Source organism: Streptomyces incarnatus (genome assembly GCF_001027185.1).
Taxonomy (GTDB): Bacteria; Actinomycetota; Actinomycetes; order Streptomycetales; family Streptomycetaceae; genus Streptomyces; species Streptomyces puniciscabiei.
This window is the reverse complement of record NZ_CP011497.1, coordinates 4102262-4128896: the sequence shown is the minus strand read 5'-3', so window position 1 is coordinate 4128896 and position 26635 is coordinate 4102262. Positions and strand designations below refer to the sequence as shown.

The following is a 26635-nucleotide window of genomic DNA, read 5'->3' as shown; positions in this document are numbered from 1 at the left end:
GAAGATGGTGCGACGAAGATCGCTCGCTTTCGTCGGCGTGGCCGCGCTGGTGCCGCTGGTCGCTTCCGCCGTTTCCGCCGTTTCCGCGCAGGCGGCGTCGGCCTCACTGGCCGTCACCACACTGGGCCGGCACGGCGGCAAGGTCTCCACGACGGTCACGGTCGTCGCCGTGTCGTCCGGTCAGACGTACAGCGTCACGTCCGGCAAGCGGATCAGCCTGCCGTCGGGGCGCTACGTCGCGATGACCGATATCTACGAGAGCGCCGCGGACGGTCCGGGCACCGACACCATGGGCGCGCAGGTCGTCCAGGTGTCGGGCAGTACGTCGGTGACGCTCGACGCGCGCAAGGGCAAGGCCCTCAAGGTGTCGCTCGACACGCCCGCCGACGTGACCGGCCCGCCGCGGATCAGTGCGCAGGTGTGCGCCGCCGCCGGCAACCTGCCCGCCGCCTTCAGCGTGGGCGGCTGGAACGACGAGGGATCCCTCTACGCCATCCCGAACTCCTCCAAGCTGCTGCAGTTCGGGTACCTGGCGCAGTGGTCGGGCGCCGACAGCTACGTCGCCGTGAAGAACACCACGGGCATCCCGGCCGCGCCCGGTGGGGCGTTCAAGCGGTCGGGGCTGGCGACGGTGCGCTTCTCGGTGAGCGACGGTACGCAGATGGCCCGTCAGAACGACGTAGCGCTCCAGGCACGGCCGAAGACCGACGACTGCACGACCGACCTGATGGCCGACGTCCGCCAGGACGACGCACCGTACAGCGCCACCGTCCATGTGACCCCCGGGACCTGGCAGCCGCGCGACGACATCATCGCGAGCAACGGCGACGACGTCGGCGGCGGTTTCCCGAAGCTCAGGACGCTGCAGGCGGGACAGAGTGTCACCCAGTCCTTCGGCCGGGCCGCGTGGGGTCCGCTGCACTACCTGCCGAGGGTCGACCGGAAGTCCGTCATCTTCTTCCCGGAGGCCCTGATCGGCGACCCCGACGTCGGCACCAGCGGGTTCGACCCGACGAAGGAGACGGTGGTCCTGTCCAAGGGAGGCACCACCGTCAAGAAGCAGACGCTGACCAACTGGGGCACCAGCGACGCCGAGTTCTCCGCCGGCATCCGCTCGGCCGGCTGGTACCGCCTGACCGTCGACGCCCAGCGCTACCGCCCGGGCATCACCTTCCCCGCCGGCATGCTGTCGTCGCGCGCCACCCTCGACTGGTACTTCAAGGCCGACCCGGCCACGTCGATGGTCGCACCCGTCTTCCTGACCCGCTTGCTGCCCACCGGGCTGAACACCCACAACCAGGCCGCACCGAACAGCACCACGACGGTCGACGTGAGTGCGGGCCGCGACTCCCAGGACTCCGACCTGAAGTTCACCAAGGTGACCGCCAAGTCCGTCCGGGTCTGGTCCTCCGCCGACGGCGGCAAGACCTGGCAGGCGGCGACCGTCAGGCACGCCGGTTCGACCTGGCAGGCCTCCGTCCACAACCCGCCCTCCGGCGCCGTCGCCCTCCGCACCGAGGTGACCGACTCCGCCGGGGACCGCTCGGTGGAGACGGTGTACCGGGCGTACGCCATCGGCTGAGGCCGTCGTCGCCGTCGTCCACGGGGGCGAGGACCGGCGGTAGTTCCCCTCGTCCCCGAAGAGGTCCGGGTCGAAGGCGCCTTCTTCTCAGGAGGCGCCGATCGCCGCGCGGCTCATTGCCGAACCGTGGGGCCCTACGGGACGCGGTTCACGCGTCGGTCCCGCCACCGGCCGGGTGCCACGTCCTTCGGCGTTCCAACCCGCGAACGGCACTTCACCTGCCGTTGATCTCGAAGTCGTTCACCAGCCGAGCGCGTCCTCGTCGGCGCGCGTCTCCCGGCCCGGCGCGGCCGGCCGCGTCTCGTGGCAGGTGAAGCCGAGCCGGGTCAGGGCCCGGCGCATCTCACCCGCGGTGAAGTCCCGGCGGTTCTGCTTGGTGATCACTTCCCCGACCTGCATCACGGGGTACACGCGGCGGCCGATGGTCACGGACACGCCGGTGACGGGTTCGGGCGTGATGCCGCTCATGGACTGTTCGACCTCGCTCTTGACCAGGTCGAAGGGGAATCTGGCGATGACACAGCGCATGGCTGCCTCCCTGTCGGCGCGGCGCGGGGCGTGCGCCCTGGCCGGAATTCCGTCCAGCGGCGATCACGGCACGAGGATGCGCAAGAATGAGCCGAAGGAAAAAGAAGACCGGGGTTTCCTCGGAAATCCGGGAAATGGGAAAACAAATGAGCTGGGGCCCGCACCGCAAGAGCGCGTGCCCCAGTCACATGATGCGCGAGCAGCCGGCTCGCGACTCTGCGCGTCAGGTCAGGCGGGAACGATGTTCTCGGCCTGCGGGCCCTTCTGGCCCTGCGTGACGTCGAAGCTGACCTTCTGGCCTTCCTGAAGCTCGCGGAAGCCACCGTTGCTGATGATGTTCGAGTAGTGGGCGAACACGTCAGCTCCGCCACCCTCCTGCTCGATGAAGCCGAAGCCCTTTTCCGCGTTGAACCACTTCACGGTGCCAGATGCCATATTGAATCTCCCTTGGGGCAGTGCCGGACCCCGCACTCTGCGGAGCCGAGTCGCCGCAATGATCACCCCTCCGGAAAGATCCGGAAAGCCTTGCAAAGAAAAAATCCCTGGCAACCAAAACTGCAACTGCTATCACGTTAACACAGGCCGGATGGAGACGGTCATAGGTTTTCGGGCGCGTTCGGCGATTATCCTCCCGCGCTGACACATATTTCTGTAGTGGCGGGGCTAGGTATCCGTTCCGTGCTCGCCCAGCTTCCGGCTTATTTCCCGGTTCAGCCGCAGGGCGTCGTCGAGCTGGTCCTCAAGGGAGACGATGCGGCACGCGGCCTCGATGGGCGTGCCCTGGTCGACCAGCTCACGAGCGCGGGCGGCGATGCGCAACTGGCGGCGGGAGTAACGGCGGTGGCCGCCTTCCGAACGCAGAGGAGTGACCAGCCCGGCCTCGCCGACGGCCCGGAGAAAGGCCGGGGTGGTACCGAGAACGTCCGCGGCCCGCCCCATGGTGTAGGCGGGATAGTCGTCATCGTCGAGGTTGCCGGCGACGGAGGCGTTCTCAGCGGGCGTGGCACCTTCGTTTCGGGGACGCGACGAGGGACCCGGTCGTGCGTGGCGTCGGTCTCCGAAGGATCCAGCACCATCCGCGTCGCGCGACAACCCTAACTCCGGCAGGCACGGAGATGTGGGCTCGCCATGACAGATTCGCGAGGTCGGGCGGGTCCACCGTCGGACCGGCACCGGACACGAGCGAGGCGGCGGCCCACTCCGTCGCTCCGGCGCGGACAGACGTTCATCGGTCGGCCCGCCCCGGTCCCGGGACCGGGGCCGCACCCACGTGAACAGCTCCCGGAACCGCCCGACCAGGTCAGTCGGCCAGCCGGGTGACGGCACCGGCGGTGATGCCCTCCATGTAGCCGGGGTCGTCGCTGGGCTGACCGGTGAGTTCGACGATGCCGAACCTGTGGCCGCTGCGGATCACCGCGACGCCGCCGGCAACCTTGCCGTCGCCGCTGAAGGCCGGGTACCACCTGCCCTCGCCCGCCTTGACGGTGATCGTGTGCCCCTTGCCGTAGTACCAGTGACCACGCGGCTCGTCCTGGCAGCCGCGCACCAGCTTGTCGAGCTGCTTCTCGTACGAGGCCGCCGATGTGTCGGTGGCACCGTCCGCGACGGATTCGGTCAGCGAGGTGCCTTTGCTGTCGAAGGTCCAGGTCACGTCGGCGTAGGCGGCAGCCTTCCCCTTGGTCAGCCCTCGCATCGTCTCCTCGCCGGAGCATGCCGAGAGAGCCTGCTTACCGGTCAGGTCCACCGTCGCGCGGACCGGGGCCAGGCCCTGCTGGAAGAAGTCGTCACTCTGCAGCAGGCCGGCGGAGCCGAGGCCGGGTTCGGCAGCGGCGGCGGAAGAGGCGGTCGCCGACCGACCCGCGGAACTCGTGTCCGCGCCGGCGGCGGGAAGCGCGCCGATGCCGACCGCTATCAGGGCGGCACCGACGGAGGCGGCTACTCCTGCGGTACGACCCCGACGCGCGGACTTCCTGCGGGCTGCCTGGTTGTCGAACATCTCATCTCCTGTCTGGTCGCGACGCGGTTGGCGTCGTCGTACATCTGGGAGATGCCGGAGGTACGGCAGATGTTGGATGGCGATCTGCCGCGATCGATATGACCCATGTCACATGACCGGTGGCGGGGTCTCAGAGCCGTGTCACGGCCGTACGGACGATCCGCGTCATCGCAGCCGTGTCCAGGCAGGCATCGATCTCCAGGACCCCGTAGTGCGAGCCGTTGCGGAGTATGGCGACGCCTCCGCACGGCTCCTTGCCCCGTGGCGCGGTCCCCGTGGTGTTCAGGTCGCCGCCGTACACACCCATCCACCTCGCGGTGATGTCCGCAGCGACGTCGATCGTGTGCGTCGGCCCGTAGACCCAGTGGGTGGCGGGCTCGCTCTGGCACGGCACTTCCTCCAGCAGCAGGCGTTCCGCGTAGTTCTGAGCCAGTGCGCGGCTTCCGGCGTCGTCGGCGACCTCGCGTGCGACCTGATCGTCGATGTTCGCCGCCTCGGTGGGGTCGCCGTGGCCCGTGTCCTTGCTCGTCACCAACCCGCGGAAGTGCGCGCCGTACGATCCCAGCGTCTCGCCGAGGGTCTTCTCGCCGGTGCAGGCCGCGTTGGCGTAGTTGCCGTCTCCGACGCGATCCCGCACGTAGATGTGCTTGGCGAGACCAACGTTCCTGAAGTCGGCCGCTGTCAACAAGTGCCGGTTCGTCATGGGCCCGCTCGCGGGTCTCGGCGCCGGAGAGCCGTTGCCCGGCGAGGACGCCACAGCGCCCGGCGTCACCGTCGGGGTGGCCGGATCAGAGGGCGCGGGCAGGACGAACCGGCCGGTCAGCAGGCCGAGTACGGCGGCTACCGCCAGGATGACGACGATCGTCCGGGCACGCACGGCAGCACCTCCCCGGCCCTCGGTCGAGCTGATGCCGGGTGGGAGCGGGAGGCCGGGGCGTCTCAGAGGCCACCGCCGAGGCGGTCCCGCATGAAGCGACGGGCCTGATGGATGCGGTCCTTGACCGTGCCCAGAGGAGCGCCGGTGATCTCGGCGACCTGAAGATAGGTCAGGTCTCCGAGATCGCGCAGCACGAAGGACTCCACCAGGGCCGGGTGCCGCTCCTCCAGTGCGGCCAGCGCCTCCATCAGGTCCAGGCGGGTCCCCGCGATGACGCTCGTCGTCCGTGGGTCGACACCGTCGGGAACGACGGCATGACTGTCCTCCGCGCGCCGGCGCATCGAGCGGTACGTGGACCTGGCGGCGTTCGAGGCGATCACGGTCACCCAGCCGAGGAACGAGCCCCGCCCGCTGTACTCGTGCAGATGCGTGCTGATCGCGAACAGGGCATCCTGCGCGGCCTCTTCGGCGTCGGCGTGGTGCGGAAGAAACCGGGAACAGCGGCGCAGCACCGTGGGCCGAAGCCTGACGAGGAGGCGGTCCAGAGACGCCCGGTCACCTGCCTGGGCGGACGCCACGAGGTGCGTCAGCTCATCCCCCTCGAGCACCCTGCTGTCCCCCCGCTATCGTCCGCCCTGGACCCACTGGGCCGCACGGAAGCTCCCCAACCACAGTCGGCCACATCCGCCACATCCGCCACATCGTCCCCCGGAAAAATGTTGCCACATGCAGAAGCTAGGTCGTTATCTCCTCGAGGACAGGCTGGGAGCCGGTTCGTTCGCCACCGTCTGGAAGGCATACGACCCCGAGCTCGACACCGATGTCGCGGTCAAGGTGCTGGCCGACAACTGGGCGTCGAACGCCGATGTACGACAGCGCTTCCTGGCGGAGGCGAGGCTGCTCCGCAGGATCTCCAGCCCACGTGTCGTGCGCGTGCACGACGTCGGCGTCCAGGACGACCGGCCGTACTTCGTCATGGACTACGTCCGAGGCGGCACGCTGGCCGAGAAGACAGGGCACTGCCGGCCGGCGGAGGCGCTCCGGCTCGCGGCCGAGGCCGGGTACGCGGTTCAGGTGCTCCATGACGCGGGCGTCGTCCACCGCGACATCAAGCCGTCGAACCTCCTGCTCGACACCGGCCGCACTCCCGCCGCCGTACTTGTCGCGGACCTCGGCAGCGCGAAGCAACTGGCCGACGCGTCGGGGCTGACGGTCACCACCGGCACTCCCGCGTACATGGCGCCCGAACAGGCCTTCCAGACAGGCGGGTTCGACGGCCGAGCCGATGTGTACGCCCTCGGTGTCGTCGCCTTCGAGTTGTTGACCGGACACAAGCCGTTCGGGTCGGCCGGTCGCACGGTCCTGGTGACGCAGCAGGCGTCGACGACGCCGTTCCCGTCCCTTCCCAGGGAGCTGGGGGTTCCGGACGGCATCGAAACACTGCTGCGCGCTGCCCTGTCCGTCGAACCTGACGACCGACCGCAGACCGCACAGGCGTTCGCGGACGCGCTGCTGTCACAGGAGGGAGAGGAGAGGGCGTCGGCCGGGCCTTCGGGGCCGACGAGCCTGACGGTCTGGCTCGCGGCGATCGCCGTGTTCCTGACGACAACGGCGCTGACCTGGTCGTTCCGCTGAACGGCCTGGACCGTGACAAGGGGACAACAAAAACCCCAGGCCGCTGACCTGGGGTTTCTCTCTGGAGCGGGTGACGAGAATCGAACTCGCGCTCTCAGCTTGGGAAGCGACGGCGCTTGCACAGGCTCCATGGCTCTGACCAGTACGGATACCCGGACCTTGGGGTAGACCTGCACGTCGGATCGCATCGCTGGTGACCGTGGTTTTCCGCCCTTGCGGGCACGCGGAGGGCACGGAATCTTGGAAACGAGGAGGCTGGCGCAGCTGAGGGAACAGCTGGGCGCGGTCCGCCTGGTGTGGAGATCAGATGGTGAAGGGGCGTTGCGGTGACATCACCCATGAACCTCCGGCACCGGGTCTCTCCGCCATCCGGTCAGAGCCTCGCGGTGCACTTGCCACCTGCTATGCCATTTTCAATGGCATACTCAAAGCATGACTGATGACGGTGTGGACTTCCTGCCCGGCGACGGCCCCGCCAGCGGTATCTCCGTCACCCTGACCGCTGGAACTCTGCAGGCGATCCGTGAGCGGGTCGGCAAGCGGGGCGTCTCGGCCTACCTGGAGAAGGCGGCCCAGCGGCAGATCGAGCGGGACAACCTGGACGAGCTGATCGCGGACTTTGACAAGGTGCACGGCCCGGCTGACCCCGAGGCCGTGGCGGCCAAGCGTGCCCGGCTGACCGGAGGCGATTCACAGGCTGGGGCGGCCGCGTGAGCGGTGTTCTGGTCCTGGACAGCGAGGGCCTGGCGAAGGCCGTACAGCGTGATCGGGAAATCCACGAGTGGCTGACGGCGGCTCGCGAAGCGGATCTGCCAGTGATCACCTCAGCCGCTGTGCTGGTCGAGGTGATCCACCCGAAGATCAACGACGCCGCGCTGAAATGGACCCTGTCCCGCCTGGCCGTCGAACCGGTGACCCAGGCCGTCGCGCAATCCGCTGCCGCCTTGCTGCGCGCAGCGGGGCTGCACGGCCACAAGTACGCCATCGACGCCATGCTGTGTGCGACCGCCCTGCAGCATCCCGGCAGGGTCACGATCCTGACTTCCGACGTAGAAGACGTCGGGCTGCTCACTGCCGGGCATCCACGCGTGAGCGCCGAAAAGGTCTGAGCCGAGGCACCCGCTGGCAAGACGTGCTTTCCCATGCCTCCCTTCTCTGTCGCGGAGACGGCGCGCGGGGTAGGACGCCACGGTCCCGAAGTCCTCGGACCCGAACAGGACGCACTCACCTGTCATGAGTGCCGTACCGGGGATACATCGGTGTCGGCTGGCCTGAGGCAGAGCAGACCTAATCCATAGGCGCGTCCGCGGCCGATACCGGACAGGACGGCGCTCTGCAATGCGATGGGGTCAGCGATCAGAGCCAGTCCTTCGAGACGGGTTGCCTGAAGAAAGGTCGGGTTTCTCGCCAAGCGCCTCGCAATGACGGCCCCCAACGGACTGCTGCGGACTTCGACAGTCGCCAGCCCTGCTCGGGAGGCTTGACGTTCCCACCAGTCGATCACTTCAGCAGTCTGCAAGCCCACGCGCTTGCCGCGTTGCCCTGTCCTCACCGTCGCCTTAGTGGCATTCGCATCCAGGAGAAACCTCACCCGCTGCCCCGCGAAGCCCGTCTCCGACCAAGAGACTCGCTCAACTGCGACTGCGCGGGCGTAGTTGGCAGGCAGGGCGCGGAGAAAGGCGATCCCAGCGGTCTGGACGCGCAGGATCGCGTCACCACGGTCCCTATCCAATCGGTAGAGCACGCGTGCGGTGTCCGGTGAGACGTGCCCCGGAGTGTTTGGGCACAGGGAGCGGATGGTGTGATGGAGGTGAAGGACATCATCGAGGTCACGTAGCACTTGTGGGTTGCGGGGATTGAGGTGCAACACGATCTGCTGGGCACTGTGGGGTGGCTGCCGCGTCTGCTGGACGGAGCCCTCCGCCTTGGCTCGGTGCCACAACTCGTGAAGACGGTTGGAGATCGCATCCAAGGTCTGTTCCTGCGAACCGGCCATGGGGCGACGAGCAAGAGCCCGCAGGGCAAGACACCCTGTCACCGCCATGAACTGGTCATACTGCGGTAGTCGATTCCGGGCGAACAGGTTGTGCACGGTGGAATGTCCCAAGCCAACTGCGCGGGCCATCTCACGTGCGGAGGGAAACCCCGCGTCCCGGTGCAACTCATGCAGAGCCGCGTTGAGGTCCCGCACCCGCCCTGCTGGCAGTTCTGGTCGCTTGATCTCACCGGCACGGCCCATGGCTTCCCCCTCATGAGTCGGACGTGTCCCCGTGTCGCGTCACAGCTTCTGTCTGTGCCGCAGCCTCACTCCGTGGCTGGCCGTGCCGCAGCCGGCTGTGCTCCAATGATTTTCTCGCTTGTCGGACTGACCAGAGGACGAATGCCGCAATGATGCCGGCTGCTGCGTTCTCCAAGATGTTCACGGAGCGAGCCTCCCTCCGCTCTCCCCGGCTGTGGACAGCTGTGGACACCGAGTTTCCGCGCGAGTGGCGGGCCGAGCGCCTCCGCACCACCAAAGCCAAGACGACCGCCGCCAAGGCATGACGCCTCCTCGACGGCAACCTTGAGACGTCCGTCGACGATCTGAGCAGCCACAACGAGGGAGTGAGCACGGAGTCCACCGTCGAACGCCGTATCGCCACCGTCGGTCAGGTTGACGCTCTTGCCGACGCCATCGTGGTGCGCTGGCGCCTCATGTTCTGCCTCGGCACATGAGGGCCGATGCGCCCGGGGGAACTGGCTGGCCTTCGTCGCAGTGACGTCGATCGCGACAACCTGGTGACCCGCCTTCCTTGTCGTCGCCGAGCCGGAGGGGACGAACGGCAAGCGGGCCTTTGGCGAGACCAAGCCGACGCGCGGGTGTCCGCACCGTCGTCCTCCCAGCTTTCCTCCGCACGGAGGTGAAGCGGCATCTCGCCTTGTACGCCGAGAGGGGGCCCGATGGACTGCTCTTCGTCGGTAAGGAGGGTGCTGCTTTCCGGCACGCCCCCTTCGGTCGGAAGTGGCGTCATGCACGCGCAACCAAGGACACGATGGTCCGCGGGATCGTGTTCTCCGGGCTCGGGCGGAGGCTGCCAAAGACGGCCGACGAGCTTTCTGGCACGAATCTGGCGCGCGACGAGTGATCGCCAAGCACAGCAAAAAGGCCCCGGTCTCTGACCTGGGCCTTTCACATGGAGCGGGTGACGAGAATCGAACTCGCGCTCTCAGCTTGGGAAGCGACGGCGCTTGGGTGGTGGAACGGCCTCTGACCTGCGCGGATTCGTTGTGTCGGCATTGTTGTACAGGGGGGTCGGGCGCCCATGGTTGACCGTGGTTGTCCGCACTTACGGGCACGGATAGGGCACGTCCCTGCCGTACCCCCGTCTTCGCCGTCCTCACCCACCTCGGTGCATGACGGCGGGGCCGGCACCGGGGCGCCCCGGGACGGGTTGGCACCCAGGTGTGCGCCGAACCCGTCGTGACCACCCTCCGGCCCGGGACGGCGAGGTTGCGGTGTTCGTCCGCGGCCCCAAGCATGGGTTCAGGGAACAGCGACAGGGCGCATCAGAAGGCACCTCCCAGGAGGACATGAGAGCCATGACGTTTCCTGCGCCTCGGTCCGCCGGCCGACGCCGGACAAGGCGCACGCGACAGGCATGCGTGCGACCGGCATGACCGACGACGACCGGCCGCTGCGCTGTCTGGTCACCGGCGCCACCGGTTACATCGGCGGCAGGCTGGTGCCGGAGCTGCTCGCCGCCGGGCATTCCGTGCGCTGCCTGGCCCGCGCCCCCGGCAAGCTGCGGGACCATCCGTGGGCTGGGCGGGCGGAGACCGTGCGTGGGGACGTAACGGACGAGAGGGCCGTGCGCGCGGCCATGGAGGGCATGGACGTCGCGTACTACCTGGTGCACGCCCTGGGTACCGGTCGGGGCTTCGAGGAGACCGACCGGCGCGCGGCCAGGGTCTTCGGTGAGCAGGCGCGTGCCGCAGGAATCCGCCGAATCGTCTACCTCGGCGGTCTGAGCCCTTCCGGAGTACCCGAGCACGCACTGTCACCTCATCTGCGGTCCCGCGCCGAAGTGGGCCGCATCCTCCTGGCCTCGGGCGTGCCGACCGCCGTACTGCGGGCAGCCGTGATCATCGGGTCGGGTTCGGCCTCGTTCGAGATGCTGCGATATCTGACCGAGCGGCTGCCCGTGATGGTGACCCCGAGCTGGGTGCGCACCCGCATCCAGCCCATCGCCGTCCGCGACGTGCTCCGCTTCCTCGTGGGATGCGCGAGGCTGCCGTACGACGTGAACCGCGTCTTCGACATCGGTGGACCGGACATCGTCACGTACGAGGAGATGATGCGGCGGTACGCCGTCGTCGCCGCGCTGCCGAAACGCCTCATCCTCCCCGTTCCCCTGCTCACCCCCCGGCTGTCCAGCCTCTGGGTCGGTCTGGTCACCCCGGTGCCGGGCGCTCTCGCCCGCCCGCTGGTCGAGTCGCTGAGGCACGAGGTGGTCTGCGCCGAGCGGGACATCGTCCGTTACGTGCCGGACCCCGCGGAGGGACCGGTCGGTCTCGACCGGGCGATCCGGCTGGCTCTGAGGCGCGTGCAGGACGCGGACGTGGCCACCAGGTGGTCCTCCGCCTCGACTCCGCGCGCCCCCAGCGACCCGCTGCCCACCGACCCCGACTGGGCGGGCGGGAGCCTCTACACGGATCACCGCGAGCGTACGGTCGCGGCGTCGCCGCAGGCGCTGTGGCAGCTGGTGGAGGCGATCGGTGGCGAGAACGGCTGGTACTCCTCGCCGCTGGCCTGGTCCTTGCGGGGCCGGCTGGACACCCTGGTTGGCGGTGTCGGTCTGCGCCGGGGCCGCCGGGACGCGACCCGGCTGCGGGTCGGCGACAGCCTGGACTTCTGGCGAGTGGAGGAGATCGAGCCGGGCCGGCTGCTCCGGTTGCGCGCGGAGATGCGGCTGCCGGGCCTGGCCTGGCTGGAGATGGCCGTCGACCGGGATGCACAGGGGCGCACGGTGTACCGGCAGCGGGCCCTGTTCCATCCGCACGGCCTGGCTGGGCACGTCTACTGGTGGGGCGTGGCACCCTTCCACGCCGCGGTCTTCGGCGGCATGGCCCGCAACATCGCCGCCGCGGCCGAATCGGCCGCCCCTGAGCCGGCCCGTACTCACTGAGGGGCTCGAGAACCGTGCGCGTCTCGGTCGCCCTGTTCACCGCCGACCTGCGGGTGCACGACAACCCGGTCCTCCAGGCCGCCCTGAAGGACGCCGAACGCGTGGTCCCGCTCTTCGTCGTCGACACCGGCATCCGCCGCACCGGCTTCGCCGGACCCAACCGCGCGGCGTTCCTCGCCGACAGCCTGGCTGATCTCGACAGGGCCCTGCGGGCTCGGGGCGGTCGGCTGGTGGTGCGCCTCGGCGACGTGGTCGAGGAGACCTGCCGGGTGGCGGCGGAGACCGGGGCAACTGTGGTGCACATCGCGGGCGGGGTGAGCCGCTACGCGGCACGGCGCGAGGACCGGCTGCGCGCGGAGCTGACCGGCGACCGACGCGAACTACGAGCCCACGACGCCTCGTTGACGGTCGTACCGCCGGGAGCGCTGACACCGGCGGGCAAGGGCCACTTCGCCGTCTTCACCCCCTACTTCCGCCGATGGGAGAGCTTCTCCGTGCGCGGCGTCCTGCCGGCACCGGACGTCGTACGGCTACCCGACGTGGGCTCGGCCGACCTTCCTCGCGCAGAGTCCATCGTGTCGGGATCCACTTCGCCGGGCCTGCCCGCCGGCGGGGAATCCGAGGCCCGCCGCAGGCTGCGGTCATGGCTGGCGGGCCCGCTGTCCGCATACGACGAACGGCACGACGACCTGGCCGCCGACGCGACCTCCCGGCTCTCCCCCTACCTGCACTTCGGCTGCCTCTCACCCACCGAACTGCTGCACCGGGTCCGCGCCCAGGACGGTCCCGGTGCGCACGCCTTCGTCCGCCAGCTCGCCTGGCGGGACTTCCACCACCAGGTCCTGGCGGCCCGCCCCGACGCCGCCGACCACGACTACCGGCCCCGGCACGACCGCTGGCGCCGCGCCACGAAGGAGTTCGAAGCCTGGCAGGACGGCCGCACGGGCTACCCCGTCGTCGACGCCGCCCTGCGACAGCTCCGCCACGAGGGCTGGATGCCGGGCCGGGCCCGCCTGCTCGCGGCAAGCTTTCTCACCAAGACGCTGTACGTGGACTGGCGGGCGGGAGCCCGCCACTTCCTGGACCTCCTTGTCGACGGTGATGTGGCCAACAACCAGCTCAACTGGCAATGGGTCGCCGGGACCGGCACGGACACCCGCCCGAACCGGCTCCTCAACCCACTCGTCCAGGCGCGCCGGTACGACCCCCGCGGGGAGTACGTGCGCCGCTGGCTCCCCGAACTCCGCCACCTCGACGCCACCGCGGTCCACCGCGTCGCTCACCTCGACGCAGCCACCCGGGCGGGCCTGGACTACCCCGGCCCGATCGTGGATCTCGCCGAGGCCGCCGCCCGTTTCAGGGAGCGGCGGGGAGCCGACTGATCGGACAAAAACAAACCCCAGGCCGCTGACCTGGGGTTTCTCTCTGGAGCGGGTGACGAGAATCGAACTCGCGCTCTCAGCTTGGGAAGCTGATGTTCTACCATTAAACTACACCCGCGTAAGTACGGACATGTTCCTCGCGGAACCGGTGTCCGGACCTTGCTCACTGTACATCATCGCGGACCCCTGGTGCCCGGCCCCGGGGGTCCGTCTCTGTCTCAGGGGTGGGATCGGGCTGCGGGTGGGGTGAGTTGGGGCGTACCGTGGAGGCCTCGCGGAGGGGTCGGAAGAGGCCGGAGTGCCGCCTGGAGAGTCGTGTCTTTGATCCCGTAATGTGGCTTTTGTCGTCGGGGCGGAACGCCCGACGAGGCTCTTGGGGAAGGGACTTGAGGGACTTGATGGAACGCACCGTCGTCCGCTGCGCGGACGGGCACGTCTTCAGCACCGCTTCGTTCCCGATGCAGCAGGCCGAGCGGCTCGGCCCCGGCCGGCTCATGAGGTGTCCCCGGTGTGCCCGGCTCCGCAGTGTGGTGCCGGTCACCCTGGAGCGGCGCTGACACAGGCAACAGCGGTCACAGCGGTAACACAGGCGCGCGGAGTCATCACGATTGTCACGGCTCCGCGCGCCTTGCGTATCCTCGCTACGTGCTTCTCTCAGACAAGGACATCCGGGCCGAGATCGACGCCGGGCGGGTACGGATCGATCCCTACGACGAATCCATGGTGCAGCCGTCGAGCGTCGATGTTCGGCTGGACCGTTACTTCCGGGTGTTCGAGAACCACCGGTACCCGCACATCGACCCCTCCGTCGAGCAGCCCGACCTGACCCGGCTGGTCGAGCCGGAAGGCGACGAGCCGTTCATCCTGCACCCCGGGGAGTTCGTGCTCGCCTCCACGTACGAGGTCATCAGCCTGCCCGATGATCTTGCCTCGCGGCTGGAGGGGAAGAGCTCGCTCGGGCGGCTCGGTCTCGTCACGCACTCCACCGCCGGGTTCATCGACCCCGGGTTCAGCGGGCACGTCACCCTTGAGCTGTCCAATCTCGCCACCCTGCCGATCAAGCTCTGGCCGGGGATGAAGATCGGGCAGCTGTGCATGTTCCGGCTCAGCTCGCCCGCCGAGTTCCCGTACGGCAGCGAGCGCTACGGCTCCCGGTACCAGGGGCAGCGCGGGCCGACCGCCTCGCGGTCCTACGTCAATTTCCATCGGACCCAGGTGTGAGGGCCGCAGCAGCATGAGTGACACGCAGGGCGTGCGGGAGAACCTGACCTACGAGGCGTTCGGCGGTGCCGTCCGCGAGCTCGCGCAGACCATCGCCGACGACGGCTACGAGCCCGACATCGTGCTCAGCATCGCCCGGGGCGGGGTGTTCGTCGCCGGTGGGCTCGCCTACGCCCTCGACTGCAAGAACATCCACCTCGTGAACGTGGAGTTCTACACCGGGGTCGGGACCACTCTCGAGATGCCGGTCATGCTCGCGCCCGTCCCCAACGCGATCGACTTCTCCGACAAGAAGGTGCTGATCACCGACGACGTCGCCGACACCGGCAAGACGCTGAAGCTCGTGCGCGACTTCTGCCTCGACACGGTGGCCGAGGTCCGCTCCGCGGTGATCTATGAGAAGTCCCACTCCCTCGTGAAGTGCGAGTACGTCTGGAAGCGGACCGACGACTGGATCAACTTCCCGTGGAGTGTCCTGCCTCCCGTCGTGAAGCGGGCCGGGCAGGTGCTCGACGCCTGAGCACACCGGATACGCGTAAGGGCCCCGGCGGCAGCCGCCGGGGCCCTTACGCATCCTGTCCACGAACTAGAACGTGCCCAGCTTCACTATCGACAGCAGCGCGACCAGCTGGATCGCCGACGCCCCCAGCGCCTTCGGCCAGGGCAGGTCGTGGGAGCGGGAGACCATCAGGGTCAGCAGGGCCCCCGCGCCGATCCAGGTGGCCCAGCCGAGGAGCTGGACGAAGGCCGCGTCGCCGCCGAAGAACATGGCGACCAGCAGCCGCGGCGCGTCCGTGAGGGCCGTGATCAGCATCGACAGGCCGACCGTCGGCTGCCAGGCGCCGTCACCGCCGAGCTGACGGGCCAGGGTGTGGGTGACCACGCCCAGGATGAACAGGCCGAGCACCATCACGACCGCCGTGATCAGCACGATCGGCACCGCGTTGGACAGCGTCGCGCCGATCGCGTCCTTGCGGGCGCCGTCGAAGCCGAAGACGGCCAGCAGGCCGTAGAGGAAGGTGGTGATGAGCGCCGGGGCCCACATCGTGTAGTCCCGCATGCGCAGGAAGGTCTGGTTGGGGGAGGTGATGATCCCCTTCAGCAGCTCCTTCCAGTGCAGCGGCGGGCCCAGCGGGGCGGCGGGCGCCGCGGCCGAGCCGGCGTGGTAGGTCGAGCCCTGCGTGTAACCGGCGGCCTCGTCGATCGAGAACGCCTGGGTGTGGCCCGGGTGGTTGGCCGCGTACGGGTCCTGGCCGCCGTCGTCCCCGAAGTACTCCGGCCCGTCGTCGGCCGGGCCCGGATAGCCGTACGACTGACCCGGCCGGCCGTACGACTGCTGTCCCGGCTGCGGGTACGGCCGCTGCGGCGCCTGCGGGTAGCCGTGTGCGGGACCCGCGGGCTGCCCGTACGACGGTCCCGGCTGCCCGGCCTGCGGTCCGGGCCGGCCGTACGACGGTCCCTGCGGCGCCTGCTGTGCTTGGGGGGTGCGGTTGTTCCGGCCCCCGCGTCCGTTCCTGAATCCAGCCACGTCATCGAACGTACCTGGTCCCGGAGAGTGGCGTGCCGGGCCCGGGCATCCGGGCCGGGCTTTGCGGCCGACCTGTGACATCCCCTAAGGGACCGTCAGGGGACGGTCCCGGGGTTTTCCAGGGTTTGCCGAGGAGACCGCGCCGCGACACCCCGGGGCGGTGCGGGAGCGCGGGGGTGGTGGGCCAGGATGGTGCCATGAGCGTAGTCAAGATCAATGTGCTGACCGTGCCCGCCGAGCAGCGGGAGGTGCTGGAGAAGCGGTTCGCCTCCCGCGCCCACGCGGTGGAGAGCTCCGACGGCTTCGAGTGGTTCGAGCTGCTGCGTCCCGTCGAGGGCACCGACACCTACCTCGTCTACACGCGCTGGCGTGACGAGGAGTCCTTCCAGGCGTGGATGGAGGGCCCGATGAAGTCCGCGCACCAGGGCGGCGGAGAGGGCGCCGAGCGCCCGAAGCCGGCCGCCTCCGGTTCGACGCTGTGGTCCTTCGAGGTGGTCCAGCAGGCGGGGCCGAAGGCGTAGCGCTGCCGCGCGGGGCGCCCCGTCGCCGGAGGCCCTACGCGGGCGGTTCGGCAGCGGGGCGCTTCGCCACGAAGGAACCGAGACCGGGTTCCGTGTAGGTCAACCCTTCTTCGCGCAGGGCGCGCAGCACCTTGTGGGCCGTGGCGTTGGCGATCCCGAACTCCGACGTCAGCTGCACGACGGACGGCACCCTGGTGCGCGGGGCGTACGTGCCGTCCGCGATTCGGTGCCGGATGATCTCGGCGACCTGGCGCCAGCGGGGGATGTCGGGGGCGAATTCCATCACCGCACCATCATCCGCATGCTTGTACATCCGTGCGATACACAGCGATACACAGAATCCCTGTGACCCCTAGCATGCCTAGACTTCCTCCGCTACGGTAGGGGCACGAAAGACCCCCGCGACGGGTGGAGCCGTCCGGGGGCGTGGCCACCAGCTGATTCGGAGCCGATGACGTGACCGACCTTATCCGCCGCCTCGCCGCGCGCGTGCGCCTTCTGCTCTTCCCGCCCGGACGGGAACCCCTGCCGTACCTCGAACTCCGTTGGGTCCAGCCCCCGTTGATTCCCCTGCCCCCTCACCGGAGTCCGTACGGCCTCGACACTCCCCTCGACGTCACCGCGGTCCGGGCCGTACGGCCGTACGTGGAGGCGGCGTGACGGAGGTACCCCGACTGCTGCCCTGGACCGGGTCCGAGGGCAAGCCCTGCTACCTGATCGGCGACGACGGCGAAGGCCCGCTCTCCCGGCTGGCCGATGCCACGGAGTCCGTGCAGCTCGGCATGGGTGGGCAACTTCTCGCCCACGCCCGGGAGATCCTGCCGGACATGCCGCCCGGCGAACTCCGTTTCCTGGCCGAGTGTTTGACGCAGGCCCTCGCTGACGCCCTGCGTGTCGCGGAGAGCCGGGGCCGGCGGCTGGGGCGGTTGAACTGAAGGGGGCGGGGGCGCGGTTGTCACTCGGACGGCGGGCCAGAAGCGCAGGGGTTCAAGGGGATTGATCACCTCGGGGGTGCGTGGATGCATCGACGAGGAGAAACATGAACCTTCTGAAGTGGTTCGCCGGACGGCGAGCCGTGGCCTCCGGTCTGGTGGCCGCCGCCGCACTGGCGGCGGCCTGTGTGGCGCCCGCCACGCCCGCCGAGGTCCAGTCCGTCACCCCGGCCGTCGCCAGGACAGCCGGCGCGTTGCCGTCCAGCTTCACCTGGAGCTCCAGCGGTGCGCTGATCCCTCCGAAGCCGGACTCGACACACGTCGTCGCCGGACTGAAGGATCCGTCGGTGGTGTACTACCGCGGCAGATACCACGTGTTCGCCAGCGCCGCCAGCTCCTCCGGCTACGGCCTGGTGTATCTGAACTTCACGGACTGGTCCCGGGCCGACCGAGCCGCGCAGCACTACCTGGACAGCAGCGGCATCGGAAAGGGCTACCGGGCGGCGCCGCAGGTGTTCTACTTCAAGCCTCAGCACCTGTGGTACCTCGTGTACCAGAACGGCGGAAACGCCGCTTACTCCACCAACACCAACATCGACAACCCGGACGGTTGGAGCACGCCCCGCACGTTCTACTCGTCGATGCCCGACATCGTCACCAAGAACATTGGCCACGGCAACTGGGTCGACATGTGGGTCATCTGCGACAGTGCCGACTGCTATCTGTTCTCCAGCGACGACAACGGGCACCTGTACCGCTCGCAGACGACCCTGGCGCACTTCCCGCAGGGCTTCACCGACCCCGCCATCGCCGCCCAGGACCCCGACCCCAAGGCCCTGTTCGAGGCGAGCAACGTCTACAAGGTGCAGGGCAGCGACCAGTACCTGTTGATCGTCGAGGCGATCGGAGCGCGGGGAGCGCGCTATTTCCGCTCCTGGACCTCCGGCGGTCTCGCGGGCTCGTGGTCGCCGCTGGCCGCCTCCGAGAGCACCCCGTTCGCCGGGGCCGCCAACGTCACCTTCCCCTCGGGTGCCTGGACCAAGGACATCAGTCACGGTGAGATGATCCGCGCCGGCTACGACCAGACGCTGACGATCAACCCCTGCAGGCTGCAGTACGTGTACCAGGGCAAGGGTGACGACCCCGGTTTCGTGGGCGGCTACGACGACTGGCCGTGGCGTCTCGGTGTGCTCACCCAGACCAACTCCACCTGCTGAGCGTCCACGCGCGTGCCGCGCCCGGCTCACACCGGGAACCCGGCCGGCCTGTCCGCCGTGTGGCGCGGCGGGCCGGCCGGCCGGAGCCCGGCCCACTGACCGGCAAGGAGCATGAGGTAGAGCGGGTTGAGCAGGAGGTATCGCCGCCACAGCCGGCGCGGTTCCAGACCGAGCCGCCACAGCCACTCCAGACCGGCCCTCCGCACCCACAGAGGGGGCCTGCGCAGATTGCCCGCGTGGAAGTCGAACGCGGCACCGACCGCGAGCAGAGGCATCGACAGCAGCGGCCGCATGGCGTGCACGAAGATCTCCTGGCGCGGGCAGCCCAGCCCGACCAGCACGATCCGTGCCCCGGAGGCGGTGATCCGGTCGGCGATCTCCACGTCCTCGCCGGGGCGTGCCGTGCGGAACCCGGACGGCTCGTGGCCGGCGATCTTCAGCGCGGGCAGGCTGTTCTGCAGGTTCATCATCAGCAGGTCAAGGGTCTGCCGCGTCGAGCCGTACAGGTACACCGGGAGGCCCTCGTCGGCGGCTGCCCGGAGGACGTGCAGGGTCAGGTCGGGGCCGCACACCGGCTCGGTGAGGGCCGCGCCGTGGAGCAGGTTCAGTGCCCAGCGCACGGGCTGGCCGTCCGGGGTGACCAGGTCGAAGGAGTTGAGGCGGGCGCCGTGCTCGCGGTCCAGCACGCCCGTCATCACCCCGTGGACGGCCAGCGCGGTGACCGCCAGCGGGCGCTGCTGCCGGGCCGCGGTCAGCACCGCGTCCAGCGCCTGGTCGTGAGTCGTCGCGTCGACGAGGACGCCGAGTACGTCCTTCTTCACCGGGCGGGGGTCCATCTGTCCGCGTTGGCCTCGTAGATCTCGTTCAGGATCAGGGGCACGTCGTAGGTGACCTGCCACTGGGGGTAGTGCTCCTCGAACCGCGCGTTGGAGCTGATCCACCAGATGTGGTCGCCGGTCCGGGGTGCGTCGACGTGCTCGACGAGCATGTCGTTGCCCGAGATCTTCTCGGCCAGGGCGATCGCTTCGAGGTTGGAGGCGTTGGAGTGCCGCCCGCCGCCCAGGTTGTACACCTCGCCGCAGCGGGGGGCGCGGAAGAACGCCTCGAACGCGCTGACCACGTCGTGGCTGTGGATGGCGTCCCGGACCTGCTTGCCCTTGTACCCGATGAGCTTGTAGGTGCGCCGTTCCATGGCGCAGCGCATCACGTACGCCAGGAAGCCGTGCAGTTCCGTGGCGGAGTGGCCGGGGCCGGTGAGCGTGCCGCCGCGGAAGCAGGCCGTCCGGAGGCCGAAGTAGCGGCCGTACTCCTGGACCATGATGTCCGCGGCCACCTTCGAGGCGCCGAACACCGAGTGCAGACAGGCGTCGATGGGCATGTCCTCGGTGATGCCGGCGGCGTAGCGGTGCCCGGGGGCGATCTCCCAGCGGGTCTCCTGCTCCACCATCGGCAGGGAGTTGGGGCGGTCGCCGTAGACCTTGTTGGTCGAGCAGTGGATCACCGGGGCTTCGGCACAGTGCTCGCGGACGTTCTGCAGGACGTTGAGCGTCCCTCCGGCGTTGATGTCGAAGTCCATGTACGGATCGCGCGCCGCCCAGTCGTGGGACGGCTGGGCCGCGGTGTGGATCACGACGGCGATGTCCCGGCCGTACCTGCGGAACACGGACGCCAGCGCGTCCCGGTCGCGGATGTCCACGTCGTGGTGCGCGTAGGCCGTGCCGAGTTCCGTGGACAGGCGGTGCACGTTCCACGCGGTCGACGCCTCGGTTCCGAAGAACCGCGCCCGCATGTCGTTGTCGATGCCGGCGACGTCGAGTCCCAGGCCCGCGAAGTGCCGTACGGCCTCGGACCCGATGAGACCGGCAGAACCGGTCACTACTGCCACGCTCATACCCTCACCTCCTGAGGAGATCGGACAAAGGTGTTCTGTTCCGGTTTCTGCCGGAGGCGGGCCCGCCGTGACCTCGCGCCGGCCAGCAGGACGCCGGCCGCCCAGAAGAAGGGAGTGGCGCCGAAGGGCGATTCGAGGATCACACCCAGCAGCGCGACGATGAGAAGGGAGAGCACCACGAGCACACACAACGAGGTCAGCTCGTCCGGCGGCCCTCTGCGGACGGTCCGGACCATCACGGTCACCAGGCTGGTCAGCAGAGCGACGACCACCGTGAGGCCGATGACGCCCAGTCGGGCGAACGTGTTGACCAGGTAGTTGTGGGGGGAGCGCACGCCCATTCCGCGGCCGATGGGGAGGTCGCCGTTGGACAGTTGCAGGAAGTCCGGTCCGAATCCCACTCCGACGGCCGTCCGCACCGGGTCGTCCAGGGTGTATGTCACGACCCGCTCCCAGGCGGTCAACCGGGCGCGCGTGGTGCCCTGAGCGCTCTCCACGAGTTCCGACGACGCCGCCGGGCCCGCGTTGAGCGCCAGGAGTCGCTGTCCGGCCGGTGACATCGGAAGCACCACGAGCACCGAGAGGACCGCGAGCGCCCCGAGCAGTACCGCGCGCAGGGTGATGCGGCCGTTCCTGCCCGCCCTGAACATGACGGCCACCAGCACGCAGGCGCAGCAGCTGATGAGGCCGGCCCTGTTCGCCTGTGCCAGGGCCGTGACGAGCGTGGCGGCCGCCACCGATGTGTGGAGCCAGATCCACCCTGGTCGCAGCCGCAGCACCGAGACTCCTGCCAGCAGGCCGAGCACCGCCACGTCGAAGTCGGTCCTGATCTCGAAGATGCGGGTGTTGCCGACGGGGGGCAGTGTCGCGACGAAGTCCGGTGCGAGCGTCGCCACCGCCATCCAGCCGAGGTGCAGCAGCAGGGCGCAGTGAATGACCCGGACCGTGCGCTCTCTGCCGCGGGCGCCGACCTTCTGGAAGGAGTGCGCGGACAGATAGGCGATCGCGGCGTAGGCGTAGGGCGCCGCGTCGCGGGCCGCCGTCGGCATGTCGGTCTGCACGTCCAGCAGACGCATCGCCGTGATCACCAGCAGCAGCCCGACCAGGATCCCCGGTCCGGCGAGACGGCCCGGTCGCTTCCCGGACAGCGCGCTCGTCCAGACGGCGAGCAGGAAGGCCCCGGCCAGCAGGGCGTCCCCGACGTACAGCGGTCCCACATGCAGGTGGGAGATCCAGCGGCCACCGGTGAGCAGTACGGCGACAACCGCGACGCCGGCGACCAACCGGTGGTCACCGGTGGTCTCCTGACCGGGTACCCGACCCATGAGCTCTCTCGTTTCCACGACTCGCCCCATGCCTTCCGGGCCGCCCTGCCTAGAGGGCCACCGTTGGGCGGCCGCCGGCGGCACGTGCCGCCTCCTCGTACACCCCGGTGATGCGGCTGAGCCAGGCCCGCTCCGTGTAGTGGTCGGCGTACACCTGACGGCAGTGTGCGCGCAGCGACGGGAAGCGGGCGGCCGCCTCCTGGAGGACGGGGGCGAGCGGCTCGTCCCACTGGGTGACGAGACCGGTGCCGTGTTCCCGTACCGACTCGGCCACCGACGAACCCTCGAAGGCCAGGGTCGGAAGGCCGGCCGCCAGTGCCTCGATCTGCACGCACGGCTGGACCTCGTACCAGCGGCTGGGAAAGATCAGGCCGCGCCAGGACGGCATGCGCCGGCACAGTTCGGCGCGGTCGAGCTGCCCGAGGAAGCGGACGGAGGCGGGCGCGGCCGCCCGGCACTCGGCGAGGAGCTCGCCGTCGCCGATGACGTCCAGTGGTTCGTGGTCCGGCCACTGACGCAGCAGTTCCAGGACGCCCTTCTCGGCCGAGAGGCGTGCGGCGACGAGCCAGCGGCCCGTGTCGCCGCCCTGGTCCTCACCGGGCCCCGGGGCGTCGACGAAGTTGGGTACCAGCGTCAGCCGCTCGGCGGGCAGGCCGGCACGTCGATAAGTGCGCTGGCTCAGACGCGAGTTGAGGACCAGCCGGTCGGCACGGGCCAGCAGGGGATCGGCCCCGATGCCGCGTCGGCCGGCCCAGGCCAGGGGCAGGGTGGCCGCCCGGGAATCGCGGTAGCAGCCGTACCGCAGGGAGGCCCAGGAGTCGCCGTCCGGGCAGCGCGTGCACACGGCGCCCGCCCGGTAGAGCGTCGCCGCGGCACACATGGGCCGGTAATTGTGCAGCGTCGCCACGAGCGGACCGGTCCAGTGGCGTACCCAGGAGCGCCCGAAGTTGGGGAACAGGTTGTGGACGTGCACCACGTCCGGGGCGTAGGCGCGCAGTGCGGCGAGCGGGCTGTTGCCGCGGCCGGAGGCGACACGGGCGGCCGCCCGCAGCGGGTAGAACGGATCGCGGGCCAGTTCGTCGGTGTGCGCTGCGAACAGTTCCACGTCGTGGCCGGCGGCGCCCAGCGCACGCACCTGGTCGCGTACGAGTGCGTTCTCTCCGCTGGGCTTTCCGGCCGTGTAGAAGCTGTGCACTACCGCGATCTTCATGACAGGTGGCCTTCGGTTCGTTGGCAGCCGGAGCCCGCATGCTCGACGGCAAGAGCTAAATTCGCGCAACTGCTCGTCTTTGCCGGTGCTTTGACGAAGGCACTGCCGTAAGCCCACCCGTCTGGCTCAGCGGAGGGGGCCAGGTGGGCCACGGCGGGTCGGACGGGCGGTCTCGGCACCATGCTGCTCATCGGGTGATCGTTCCGCGCGGTCGGGCGTCGCGGGCCGCGTCGTCGCGAACACCTCGGACACACTCGACTGCGTCCGCCGCCTGCCCTGCCCCTGGTCATGCCGTGTCGCTGACGGCCGCTGGGCCGATTCCTTCCGCCGGCAGCTGCGGACCCGAAGTGATCCTTGAGCTGGTTGGAGAGTGTGACCGTGACTGTTCGGGGAGACGTCCCTTATGTCCCGCTGCCAGGGCGTAGCCGGGTGCCGACCGGCCTGGAGCCTGAGCGCCCCAGACGAAGACGCCCCCGCAAGCCCCCCTGGTATCTGCCGGCCGCGGTGGCCGTCGACGCGGTGGGGGCGGCCCTGCCGGTCCGCCAGTCCTTCCGCATGGCCGGCGAGGCACACGCGGCGTGGTACGCGGCGGTGGTGGCCTCGATCTGGCTGCTCGTACGGTTCTCCCGCGGGCGGTACGCGGTGGAGGACCTGGGGGAGAGCGGCCATGCCGGTCTCCTGGTGCGGGACTGGCTGATCCTGCTGGGGCTGCTCACCGCGGTGCGCGCGGTGAGCGGTGAGGCCTCCCCGCTCCCTCTCGTGCTGGCCGGCCTGGTGGCGTGCCTTCCCGGGACCCTGATCTGCCGGCATCTGATGTTCCGTCACCTGACGTCCGTACGCCGCCAGGGCCGGTGCGTCAGCCGGGTTCTGGTGATCGGCGCGGCGGGCGCTCTGGACGATCTGATCGGTCGGCTGGCGCGCCGCACGGACCACGAGTTCGTCGTGGTCGGGGTGTGCCCGGTCGGTGACGACGACCCCGGCCCGGGGGCCCCGGTCGCGGCACGGCTGGGCAGAGGAAAACCGGCGCATCTGTCCGGCGACTCCGCGCCGGTGCTGGCGGCGGCCCGCAGGCTGGACGTGGACATGGTCCTCGTGGTGTCCGGGCCCGAACTGAACGGCGAGCGCCTGCGGCGGCTGTCCTGGTCCGTGCACGAGGACGGTCGCCCGCTCATCGTCGTGCCCGGTCTGACCGAGGTGGCCCAGCGCCGGGTCAAGGTCTCGTCCGTGGCCGGTCTGACGATGCTGCGCGTGGCCCCGCCCGTGCGCCGGGGCGCCGCCCTGCTGCTGAAGGCGGTGACGGACCGGGTGGGCGCCGCGCTGCTGCTCGTGTCGCTCGCGCCGGTGTTCGCTGTGGTGGCGATCGCCGTACGGCTGGATTCTCCAGGAACCGTGCTGTACCGGCAGGTCCGCGTCGGGCAGGGTGGCCGTCAGTTCAGCCTGCTGAAGTTCCGCACCATGGTCGCGGGCGCCGAGCGGATGAAGAACCAGCTCGCCGGTACCAACGAACACGACGGTCTGATGTTCAAGATCCGCCGCGACCCCAGGATCACGCGGGTGGGCCAGGTGCTGCGCCGTTTCTCGCTGGACGAACTTCCCCAGCTGCTCAACGTGCTGCAGGGGCACATGTCCCTGGTCGGTCCCCGGCCGCCGCTGCCCGACGAGGTGGCCAAGTACAACGAGGTGGAGCTGCGGCGACTGAGCGTCAAGCCGGGGCTCACCGGTCTGTGGCAGGTCAGCGGGCGCTCCGACCTGTCCTGGGACGAGACCGTCGCCCTCGACCTGCGCTACGTCGACAACTGGTCGCCCTCCCTCGACTTCGGCATCCTGCGGCGGACGCTGCGCGCCGTCGTCGAGGGCAACGGCGCCTACTGAGCCGCCGCGCGGCCGTCCCGGGACGGCGAAGTGAGCCGGCCGATCCGGTCAGCAGGCCTCTCTGAGTCGTTCACGGGTCAGCTTCCGCGGCAGCAGTCCGCGTTCCCGGGCCACCCGCATGCCGTGCAGGCCCGACCCGTACCGGACACAGCCCAGCAGCAGCGCACCGGCGACCGACAGCTTGGCGGTGAGGATCAACGCCACTGGGCAACCGTCCCCCAGCGCCTGCTGGACGGTCCACAGTGCGAGCCAGATCAGGGCGGTGAGCGCGGCGGCCTGGGCGTACGCCTGGGCGACCAGCCGCCGCGTGGCGGGGAAGAGCCGGTTGAGCCACACATGGAACAGCGTCTGCTTGACGAGATAGCCGACCAGTACCGCCACCATCAACCGGTGAACCCCGCCGCCCAGGAACAGGGCGACCGCGGTGCCCGCGACCACCACGACCAGCTGCACCAGATGGATGGCCACCTTGCCCCCGACCGCGCCCAGGGCCTCCACGAGCGTGCCCGAGAACTGGGCCACCAGACCCACCGCACTGGCCAGACCCAGGATCGGGACCAGCGCCGCGCTGCCTCCCCACTGACCGCCCAGCAGCAGGGCCACCAGCTGTGTGCTGCTCGCGCCGATCACCGCCCACAGCGGGAAGAGAACCAGTGTGGTCAGCGAGACGCAGTCCGCGTGGGAGGTGCCGAGCCGGCTGGTCTCGTGCTGGATACGGCTGAAGGCGGGCAGCAGCACCTTGCTCGCGGCCTGCTGGATCTGCAGCAGGGGAAGCGACGCCAGCAGCGCCGCGCGGTCGTAGAGCCCGGTGGCGGCGACGCCCACGTAGCGGCCGATGGCGAGCTTGCCGAAGTCGTCGGTCAGGTACTCCAGGAAGCCGTTCACCGACACCTTGCCGCCGTACCGCATGACGTCACGCATGGCCCGCAGGTCGAACAGCGGCCGCACCGAGTGCCGGACCAGCGCATAGGGCAGCAGGGCCTGCAGCCCGTACCAGCCGAGTGTGCCGTACACGAGGCTCCACACCCCCGCGCCGAGGAGCGCGGAGGTGATCCCGGTGACGCAGTAGCCGACGACGAAGGAGCAGAAGTCGCACACGGCGATGGCCCGGTACCGCATGCCCCGGCCCAGCAGCCCGTTGGCGGGGGCGCCCAGGGCCATGAAGATGAGCATCAGCGCGGTCGCCCGGATCACCCGGGTCAATTCGGCCGGACCATGGACCAGTTCGGCAGCGTACGGCGCGGCCAGCCAGATCGCCGAGAAGGAAAGGGTGCCCACGACCAGGGCAAGGGTGAACACCACCCGCACGTCGCGGTCGGTGAGCGAGGGGCGCTGCACCACTGCCGAGCGCAGACCACCCTGCGCGAAATTGTGGGCGAAACGCAGAATCAGGTGGGCCAGTGCCATCAACCCGAAGTCCTCGGGGGTGAGCAGCCGCGCCATCGCCGCCGAGTAGGGAATCTGAACGGCGATGCCGGCCGCGCTGGAGAGATAGGTCCAGCGCACGCCTCTGACTGTGACGGAGGTCAGCTGCGTCATGACCTGGACCTTCTCACGGGGGATGTCCCCTAGGCACGCGCGACGCGCCAGGCGGTCGATTCACACGTGAGAGTGAACGGTTCCGTAGGGAGATGGCCGGTCGTTTCAGTGGTTTTTCCTACAGGCTTGCGCCGAACAGTGCACGGCTCGAGTTGCGCACCCGAGGTGACGGGGGCATGTGTTCATATCCTCTTCTGTGTTTTGGAGTTTTCAA

27 protein-coding genes, 1 tRNA gene and 2 pseudogenes are annotated in these 26635 nt (G+C 69.5%); 15 read left to right on the top strand and 15 right to left on the bottom strand.

What is annotated here, in order from left to right; translation table 11 throughout:
• Positions 1–4 precede the first annotated feature (4 nt).
• Positions 5–1582, top strand: a complete 1578-nt coding sequence (locus ABB07_RS18480) for a hypothetical protein (protein ID WP_208899741.1) — start codon at positions 5–7, stop codon at positions 1580–1582.
• Positions 1583–1822: 240 nt separating this feature from the next.
• Here the strand turns inward: ABB07_RS18480 and ABB07_RS18475 are convergent, their stop codons facing one another.
• The 6 genes from ABB07_RS18475 to ABB07_RS18450 form a co-directional block, all read right to left on the bottom strand.
• A complete protein-coding gene (locus ABB07_RS18475) occupies positions 1823–2110 on the bottom strand; it encodes an SCO5918 family protein (protein ID WP_208899740.1) in 288 nt (95 codons plus the stop codon).
• Positions 2111–2338: 228 nt separating this feature from the next.
• Positions 2339–2545, bottom strand: a complete 207-nt coding sequence (locus ABB07_RS18470; protein WP_020943091.1) for a cold-shock protein — start codon at positions 2543–2545, stop codon at positions 2339–2341.
• A 228-nt stretch (positions 2546–2773) separates the two neighbouring features.
• Positions 2774–3049 carry a helix-turn-helix domain-containing protein gene (locus tag ABB07_RS18465; protein ID WP_208903504.1) on the bottom strand — a complete coding sequence of 92 codons (276 nt, stop codon included), beginning with the start codon at positions 3047–3049 and terminating at the stop codon, positions 2774–2776.
• 361 nt (positions 3050–3410) lie between these two features.
• Entirely contained in the window at positions 3411–4106 is a 696-nt protein-coding gene (locus ABB07_RS18460; protein WP_208899739.1) for a hypothetical protein, read from the bottom strand.
• 130 nt (positions 4107–4236) lie between these two features.
• On the bottom strand, positions 4237–4983 hold the full coding sequence (locus ABB07_RS18455; protein WP_208899738.1) for a hypothetical protein: 747 nt from the start codon (positions 4981–4983) through the stop codon (positions 4237–4239).
• 62 nt (positions 4984–5045) lie between these two features.
• A complete protein-coding gene (locus ABB07_RS18450) occupies positions 5046–5591 on the bottom strand; it encodes an RNA polymerase sigma factor (RefSeq protein ID WP_208899737.1) in 546 nt (181 codons plus the stop codon).
• 118 nt (positions 5592–5709) lie between these two features.
• Here ABB07_RS18450 and ABB07_RS18445 point away from each other — a divergent pair, with 118 nt between their 5' ends.
• The 3 genes from ABB07_RS18445 to ABB07_RS18435 all read left to right on the top strand — a co-directional run bounded on the left by ABB07_RS18445 (position 5710) and on the right by ABB07_RS18435 (position 7727).
• Positions 5710–6618 (top strand): serine/threonine-protein kinase, encoded by a 909-nt coding sequence (locus ABB07_RS18445; protein WP_208899736.1) that lies wholly within the window; start codon positions 5710–5712, stop codon positions 6616–6618.
• Positions 6619–7050: 432 nt separating this feature from the next.
• Positions 7051–7332: a hypothetical protein gene (locus ABB07_RS18440; protein WP_208899735.1), complete on the top strand. Its 282-nt coding sequence runs from the start codon at positions 7051–7053 to the stop codon at positions 7330–7332.
• Positions 7329–7727, top strand: a complete 399-nt coding sequence (locus ABB07_RS18435; RefSeq protein ID WP_208899734.1) for a PIN domain-containing protein — start codon at positions 7329–7331, stop codon at positions 7725–7727. Before ABB07_RS18440 ends, ABB07_RS18435 begins: the two co-directional genes overlap by 4 nt.
• Positions 7728–7849: 122 nt before the next feature.
• Here the strand turns inward: ABB07_RS18435 and ABB07_RS18430 are convergent, their stop codons facing one another.
• Positions 7850–8857 (bottom strand): type I-E CRISPR-associated protein Cas6/Cse3/CasE, encoded by a 1008-nt coding sequence (locus tag ABB07_RS18430; RefSeq protein ID WP_208899733.1) that lies wholly within the window; start codon positions 8855–8857, stop codon positions 7850–7852.
• Positions 8858–9099: 242 nt separating this feature from the next.
• On the opposite strand from ABB07_RS18430, the pseudogene ABB07_RS42180 reads away from it, so the two are divergent.
• The 3 genes and pseudogenes from ABB07_RS42180 to ABB07_RS18420 all read left to right on the top strand — a co-directional run.
• Positions 9100–9635, top strand: a pseudogene (locus tag ABB07_RS42180) (site-specific integrase); the annotation flags it as partial.
• Positions 9636–10256: 621 nt separating this feature from the next.
• On the top strand, positions 10257–11783 hold the full coding sequence (locus ABB07_RS18425; protein ID WP_244189414.1) for an SDR family oxidoreductase: 1527 nt from the start codon (positions 10257–10259) through the stop codon (positions 11781–11783).
• 14 nt (positions 11784–11797) lie between these two features.
• Positions 11798–13165, top strand: a complete 1368-nt coding sequence (locus ABB07_RS18420) for a cryptochrome/photolyase family protein (protein WP_208899732.1) — start codon at positions 11798–11800, stop codon at positions 13163–13165.
• 44 nt (positions 13166–13209) lie between these two features.
• Here ABB07_RS18420 and ABB07_RS18415 read toward each other — a convergent pair.
• Positions 13210–13283 (bottom strand) — tRNA-Gly (locus tag ABB07_RS18415).
• Positions 13284–13563: 280 nt separating this feature from the next.
• Between ABB07_RS18415 and ABB07_RS18410 the strand changes: the two genes are divergently transcribed.
• The 3 genes from ABB07_RS18410 to ABB07_RS18400 all read left to right on the top strand — a co-directional run bounded on the left by ABB07_RS18410 (position 13564) and on the right by ABB07_RS18400 (position 14906).
• Complete coding sequence (locus ABB07_RS18410) at positions 13564–13722, top strand: hypothetical protein (RefSeq protein ID WP_208899731.1); 159 nt, start codon at positions 13564–13566, stop codon at positions 13720–13722.
• Positions 13723–13810: 88 nt separating this feature from the next.
• The gene (dcd, locus tag ABB07_RS18405; protein ID WP_055705140.1) at positions 13811–14386 is read left to right on the top strand and encodes a dCTP deaminase; all 576 of its coding nucleotides are present in this window, start codon (positions 13811–13813) and stop codon (positions 14384–14386) included.
• Between the two features lie 13 nt (positions 14387–14399).
• Positions 14400–14906 (top strand): phosphoribosyltransferase, encoded by a 507-nt coding sequence (locus ABB07_RS18400; RefSeq protein WP_208899730.1) that lies wholly within the window; start codon positions 14400–14402, stop codon positions 14904–14906.
• Between the two features lie 66 nt (positions 14907–14972).
• Here ABB07_RS18400 and ABB07_RS18395 read toward each other — a convergent pair whose 3' ends face one another.
• Positions 14973–15995, bottom strand: a complete 1023-nt coding sequence (locus ABB07_RS18395) for a Yip1 family protein (protein WP_208899729.1) — start codon at positions 15993–15995, stop codon at positions 14973–14975.
• Between the two features lie 116 nt (positions 15996–16111).
• On the opposite strand from ABB07_RS18395, the gene ABB07_RS18390 reads away from it, so the two are divergent.
• Positions 16112–16435, top strand: coding sequence for an antibiotic biosynthesis monooxygenase family protein (locus ABB07_RS18390; protein ID WP_208899728.1), 324 nt, complete (start codon positions 16112–16114; stop codon positions 16433–16435).
• A gap of 34 nt (positions 16436–16469) precedes the next feature.
• On the opposite strand, the gene ABB07_RS18385 is transcribed toward ABB07_RS18390, so the two are convergent.
• Positions 16470–16718, bottom strand: a complete 249-nt coding sequence (locus ABB07_RS18385; RefSeq protein ID WP_208899727.1) for a GntR family transcriptional regulator — start codon at positions 16716–16718, stop codon at positions 16470–16472.
• A gap of 173 nt (positions 16719–16891) precedes the next feature.
• Between ABB07_RS18385 and ABB07_RS18380 the strand changes: the two genes are divergently transcribed.
• The 3 genes and pseudogenes from ABB07_RS18380 to ABB07_RS18370 all read left to right on the top strand — a co-directional run.
• Positions 16892–17095 carry a hypothetical protein gene (locus ABB07_RS18380; protein WP_208899726.1) on the top strand — a complete coding sequence of 68 codons (204 nt, stop codon included), beginning with the start codon at positions 16892–16894 and terminating at the stop codon, positions 17093–17095.
• Positions 17092–17370 (top strand): hypothetical protein, encoded by a 279-nt coding sequence (locus ABB07_RS18375; RefSeq protein ID WP_208899725.1) that lies wholly within the window; start codon positions 17092–17094, stop codon positions 17368–17370. The genes ABB07_RS18380 and ABB07_RS18375 overlap by 4 nt, the downstream gene beginning before the upstream one ends.
• Positions 17371–17591: 221 nt before the next feature.
• A pseudogene (locus ABB07_RS18370) lies at positions 17592–18584 on the top strand (glycoside hydrolase family 62 protein); the annotation flags it as partial.
• 26 nt (positions 18585–18610) lie between these two features.
• Here ABB07_RS18370 and ABB07_RS18365 read toward each other — a convergent pair.
• Genes ABB07_RS18365 through ABB07_RS18350 form a run of 4 tightly spaced genes read right to left on the bottom strand, consistent with a single transcriptional unit; the run spans position 18611 to position 23010 of the window.
• The gene (locus ABB07_RS18365; protein WP_208899723.1) at positions 18611–19405 is read right to left on the bottom strand and encodes a WecB/TagA/CpsF family glycosyltransferase; all 795 of its coding nucleotides are present in this window, start codon (positions 19403–19405) and stop codon (positions 18611–18613) included.
• A complete protein-coding gene (locus ABB07_RS18360) occupies positions 19402–20475 on the bottom strand; it encodes an NAD-dependent epimerase/dehydratase family protein (protein WP_208899722.1) in 1074 nt (357 codons plus the stop codon). Before ABB07_RS18360 ends, ABB07_RS18365 begins: the two co-directional genes overlap by 4 nt.
• Positions 20472–21800 (bottom strand): O-antigen ligase family protein, encoded by a 1329-nt coding sequence (locus ABB07_RS18355; RefSeq protein ID WP_208899721.1) that lies wholly within the window; start codon positions 21798–21800, stop codon positions 20472–20474. The genes ABB07_RS18360 and ABB07_RS18355 overlap by 4 nt, the downstream gene beginning before the upstream one ends.
• A 49-nt stretch (positions 21801–21849) precedes the next feature.
• Positions 21850–23010, bottom strand: coding sequence for a glycosyltransferase family 4 protein (locus ABB07_RS18350; RefSeq protein ID WP_208899720.1), 1161 nt, complete (start codon positions 23008–23010; stop codon positions 21850–21852).
• A 378-nt stretch (positions 23011–23388) separates the two neighbouring features.
• On the opposite strand from ABB07_RS18350, the gene ABB07_RS18345 reads away from it, so the two are divergent.
• Positions 23389–24882, top strand: coding sequence for a sugar transferase (locus ABB07_RS18345; RefSeq protein WP_244189413.1), 1494 nt, complete (start codon positions 23389–23391; stop codon positions 24880–24882).
• A gap of 48 nt (positions 24883–24930) precedes the next feature.
• Here ABB07_RS18345 and ABB07_RS18340 read toward each other — a convergent pair whose 3' ends face one another.
• Positions 24931–26421: a lipopolysaccharide biosynthesis protein gene (locus tag ABB07_RS18340; protein WP_208899719.1), complete on the bottom strand. Its 1491-nt coding sequence runs from the start codon at positions 26419–26421 to the stop codon at positions 24931–24933.
• Between the last annotated feature and the right edge of the window lie 214 nt (positions 26422–26635).

Excerpts from the sequence above, each read along its gene's own strand:
- ABB07_RS18385 (WP_208899727.1), bottom strand. The coding sequence starts at position 16,718 with ATGGAATTCGCCCCCGACATCCCCCGCTGGCGCCAGGTCGCCGAGATC.
- ABB07_RS18475 (WP_208899740.1), bottom strand. The coding sequence starts at position 2,110 with ATGCGCTGTGTCATCGCCAGATTCCCCTTCGACCTGGTCAAGAGCGAG.
- ABB07_RS18340 (WP_208899719.1), bottom strand. The coding sequence starts at position 26,421 with ATGACGCAGCTGACCTCCGTCACAGTCAGAGGCGTGCGCTGGACCTAT.
- ABB07_RS18390 (WP_208899728.1), top strand. The coding sequence starts at position 16,112 with ATGAGCGTAGTCAAGATCAATGTGCTGACCGTGCCCGCCGAGCAGCGG.
- ABB07_RS18400 (WP_208899730.1), top strand. The coding sequence starts at position 14,400 with ATGAGTGACACGCAGGGCGTGCGGGAGAACCTGACCTACGAGGCGTTC.
- ABB07_RS18440 (WP_208899735.1), top strand. The coding sequence starts at position 7,051 with ATGACTGATGACGGTGTGGACTTCCTGCCCGGCGACGGCCCCGCCAGC.
- ABB07_RS18465 (WP_208903504.1), bottom strand. The coding sequence starts at position 3,049 with ATGGGGCGGGCCGCGGACGTTCTCGGTACCACCCCGGCCTTTCTCCGG.
- ABB07_RS18470 (WP_020943091.1), bottom strand. The coding sequence starts at position 2,545 with ATGGCATCTGGCACCGTGAAGTGGTTCAACGCGGAAAAGGGCTTCGGC.
- ABB07_RS18355 (WP_208899721.1), bottom strand. The coding sequence starts at position 21,800 with ATGGGTCGGGTACCCGGTCAGGAGACCACCGGTGACCACCGGTTGGTC.
- ABB07_RS18430 (WP_208899733.1), bottom strand. The coding sequence starts at position 8,857 with ATGGGCCGTGCCGGTGAGATCAAGCGACCAGAACTGCCAGCAGGGCGG.
- ABB07_RS18360 (WP_208899722.1), bottom strand. The coding sequence starts at position 20,475 with ATGAGCGTGGCAGTAGTGACCGGTTCTGCCGGTCTCATCGGGTCCGAG.
- ABB07_RS18410 (WP_208899731.1), top strand. The coding sequence starts at position 13,564 with ATGGAACGCACCGTCGTCCGCTGCGCGGACGGGCACGTCTTCAGCACC.
- ABB07_RS18445 (WP_208899736.1), top strand. The coding sequence starts at position 5,710 with ATGCAGAAGCTAGGTCGTTATCTCCTCGAGGACAGGCTGGGAGCCGGT.
- ABB07_RS18395 (WP_208899729.1), bottom strand. The coding sequence starts at position 15,995 with ATGTCACAGGTCGGCCGCAAAGCCCGGCCCGGATGCCCGGGCCCGGCA.
- ABB07_RS18460 (WP_208899739.1), bottom strand. The coding sequence starts at position 4,106 with ATGTTCGACAACCAGGCAGCCCGCAGGAAGTCCGCGCGTCGGGGTCGT.
- ABB07_RS18350 (WP_208899720.1), bottom strand. The coding sequence starts at position 23,010 with ATGAAGATCGCGGTAGTGCACAGCTTCTACACGGCCGGAAAGCCCAGC.
- ABB07_RS18480 (WP_208899741.1), top strand. The coding sequence starts at position 5 with ATGGTGCGACGAAGATCGCTCGCTTTCGTCGGCGTGGCCGCGCTGGTG.
- ABB07_RS18425 (WP_244189414.1), top strand. The coding sequence starts at position 10,257 with ATGCGTGCGACCGGCATGACCGACGACGACCGGCCGCTGCGCTGTCTG.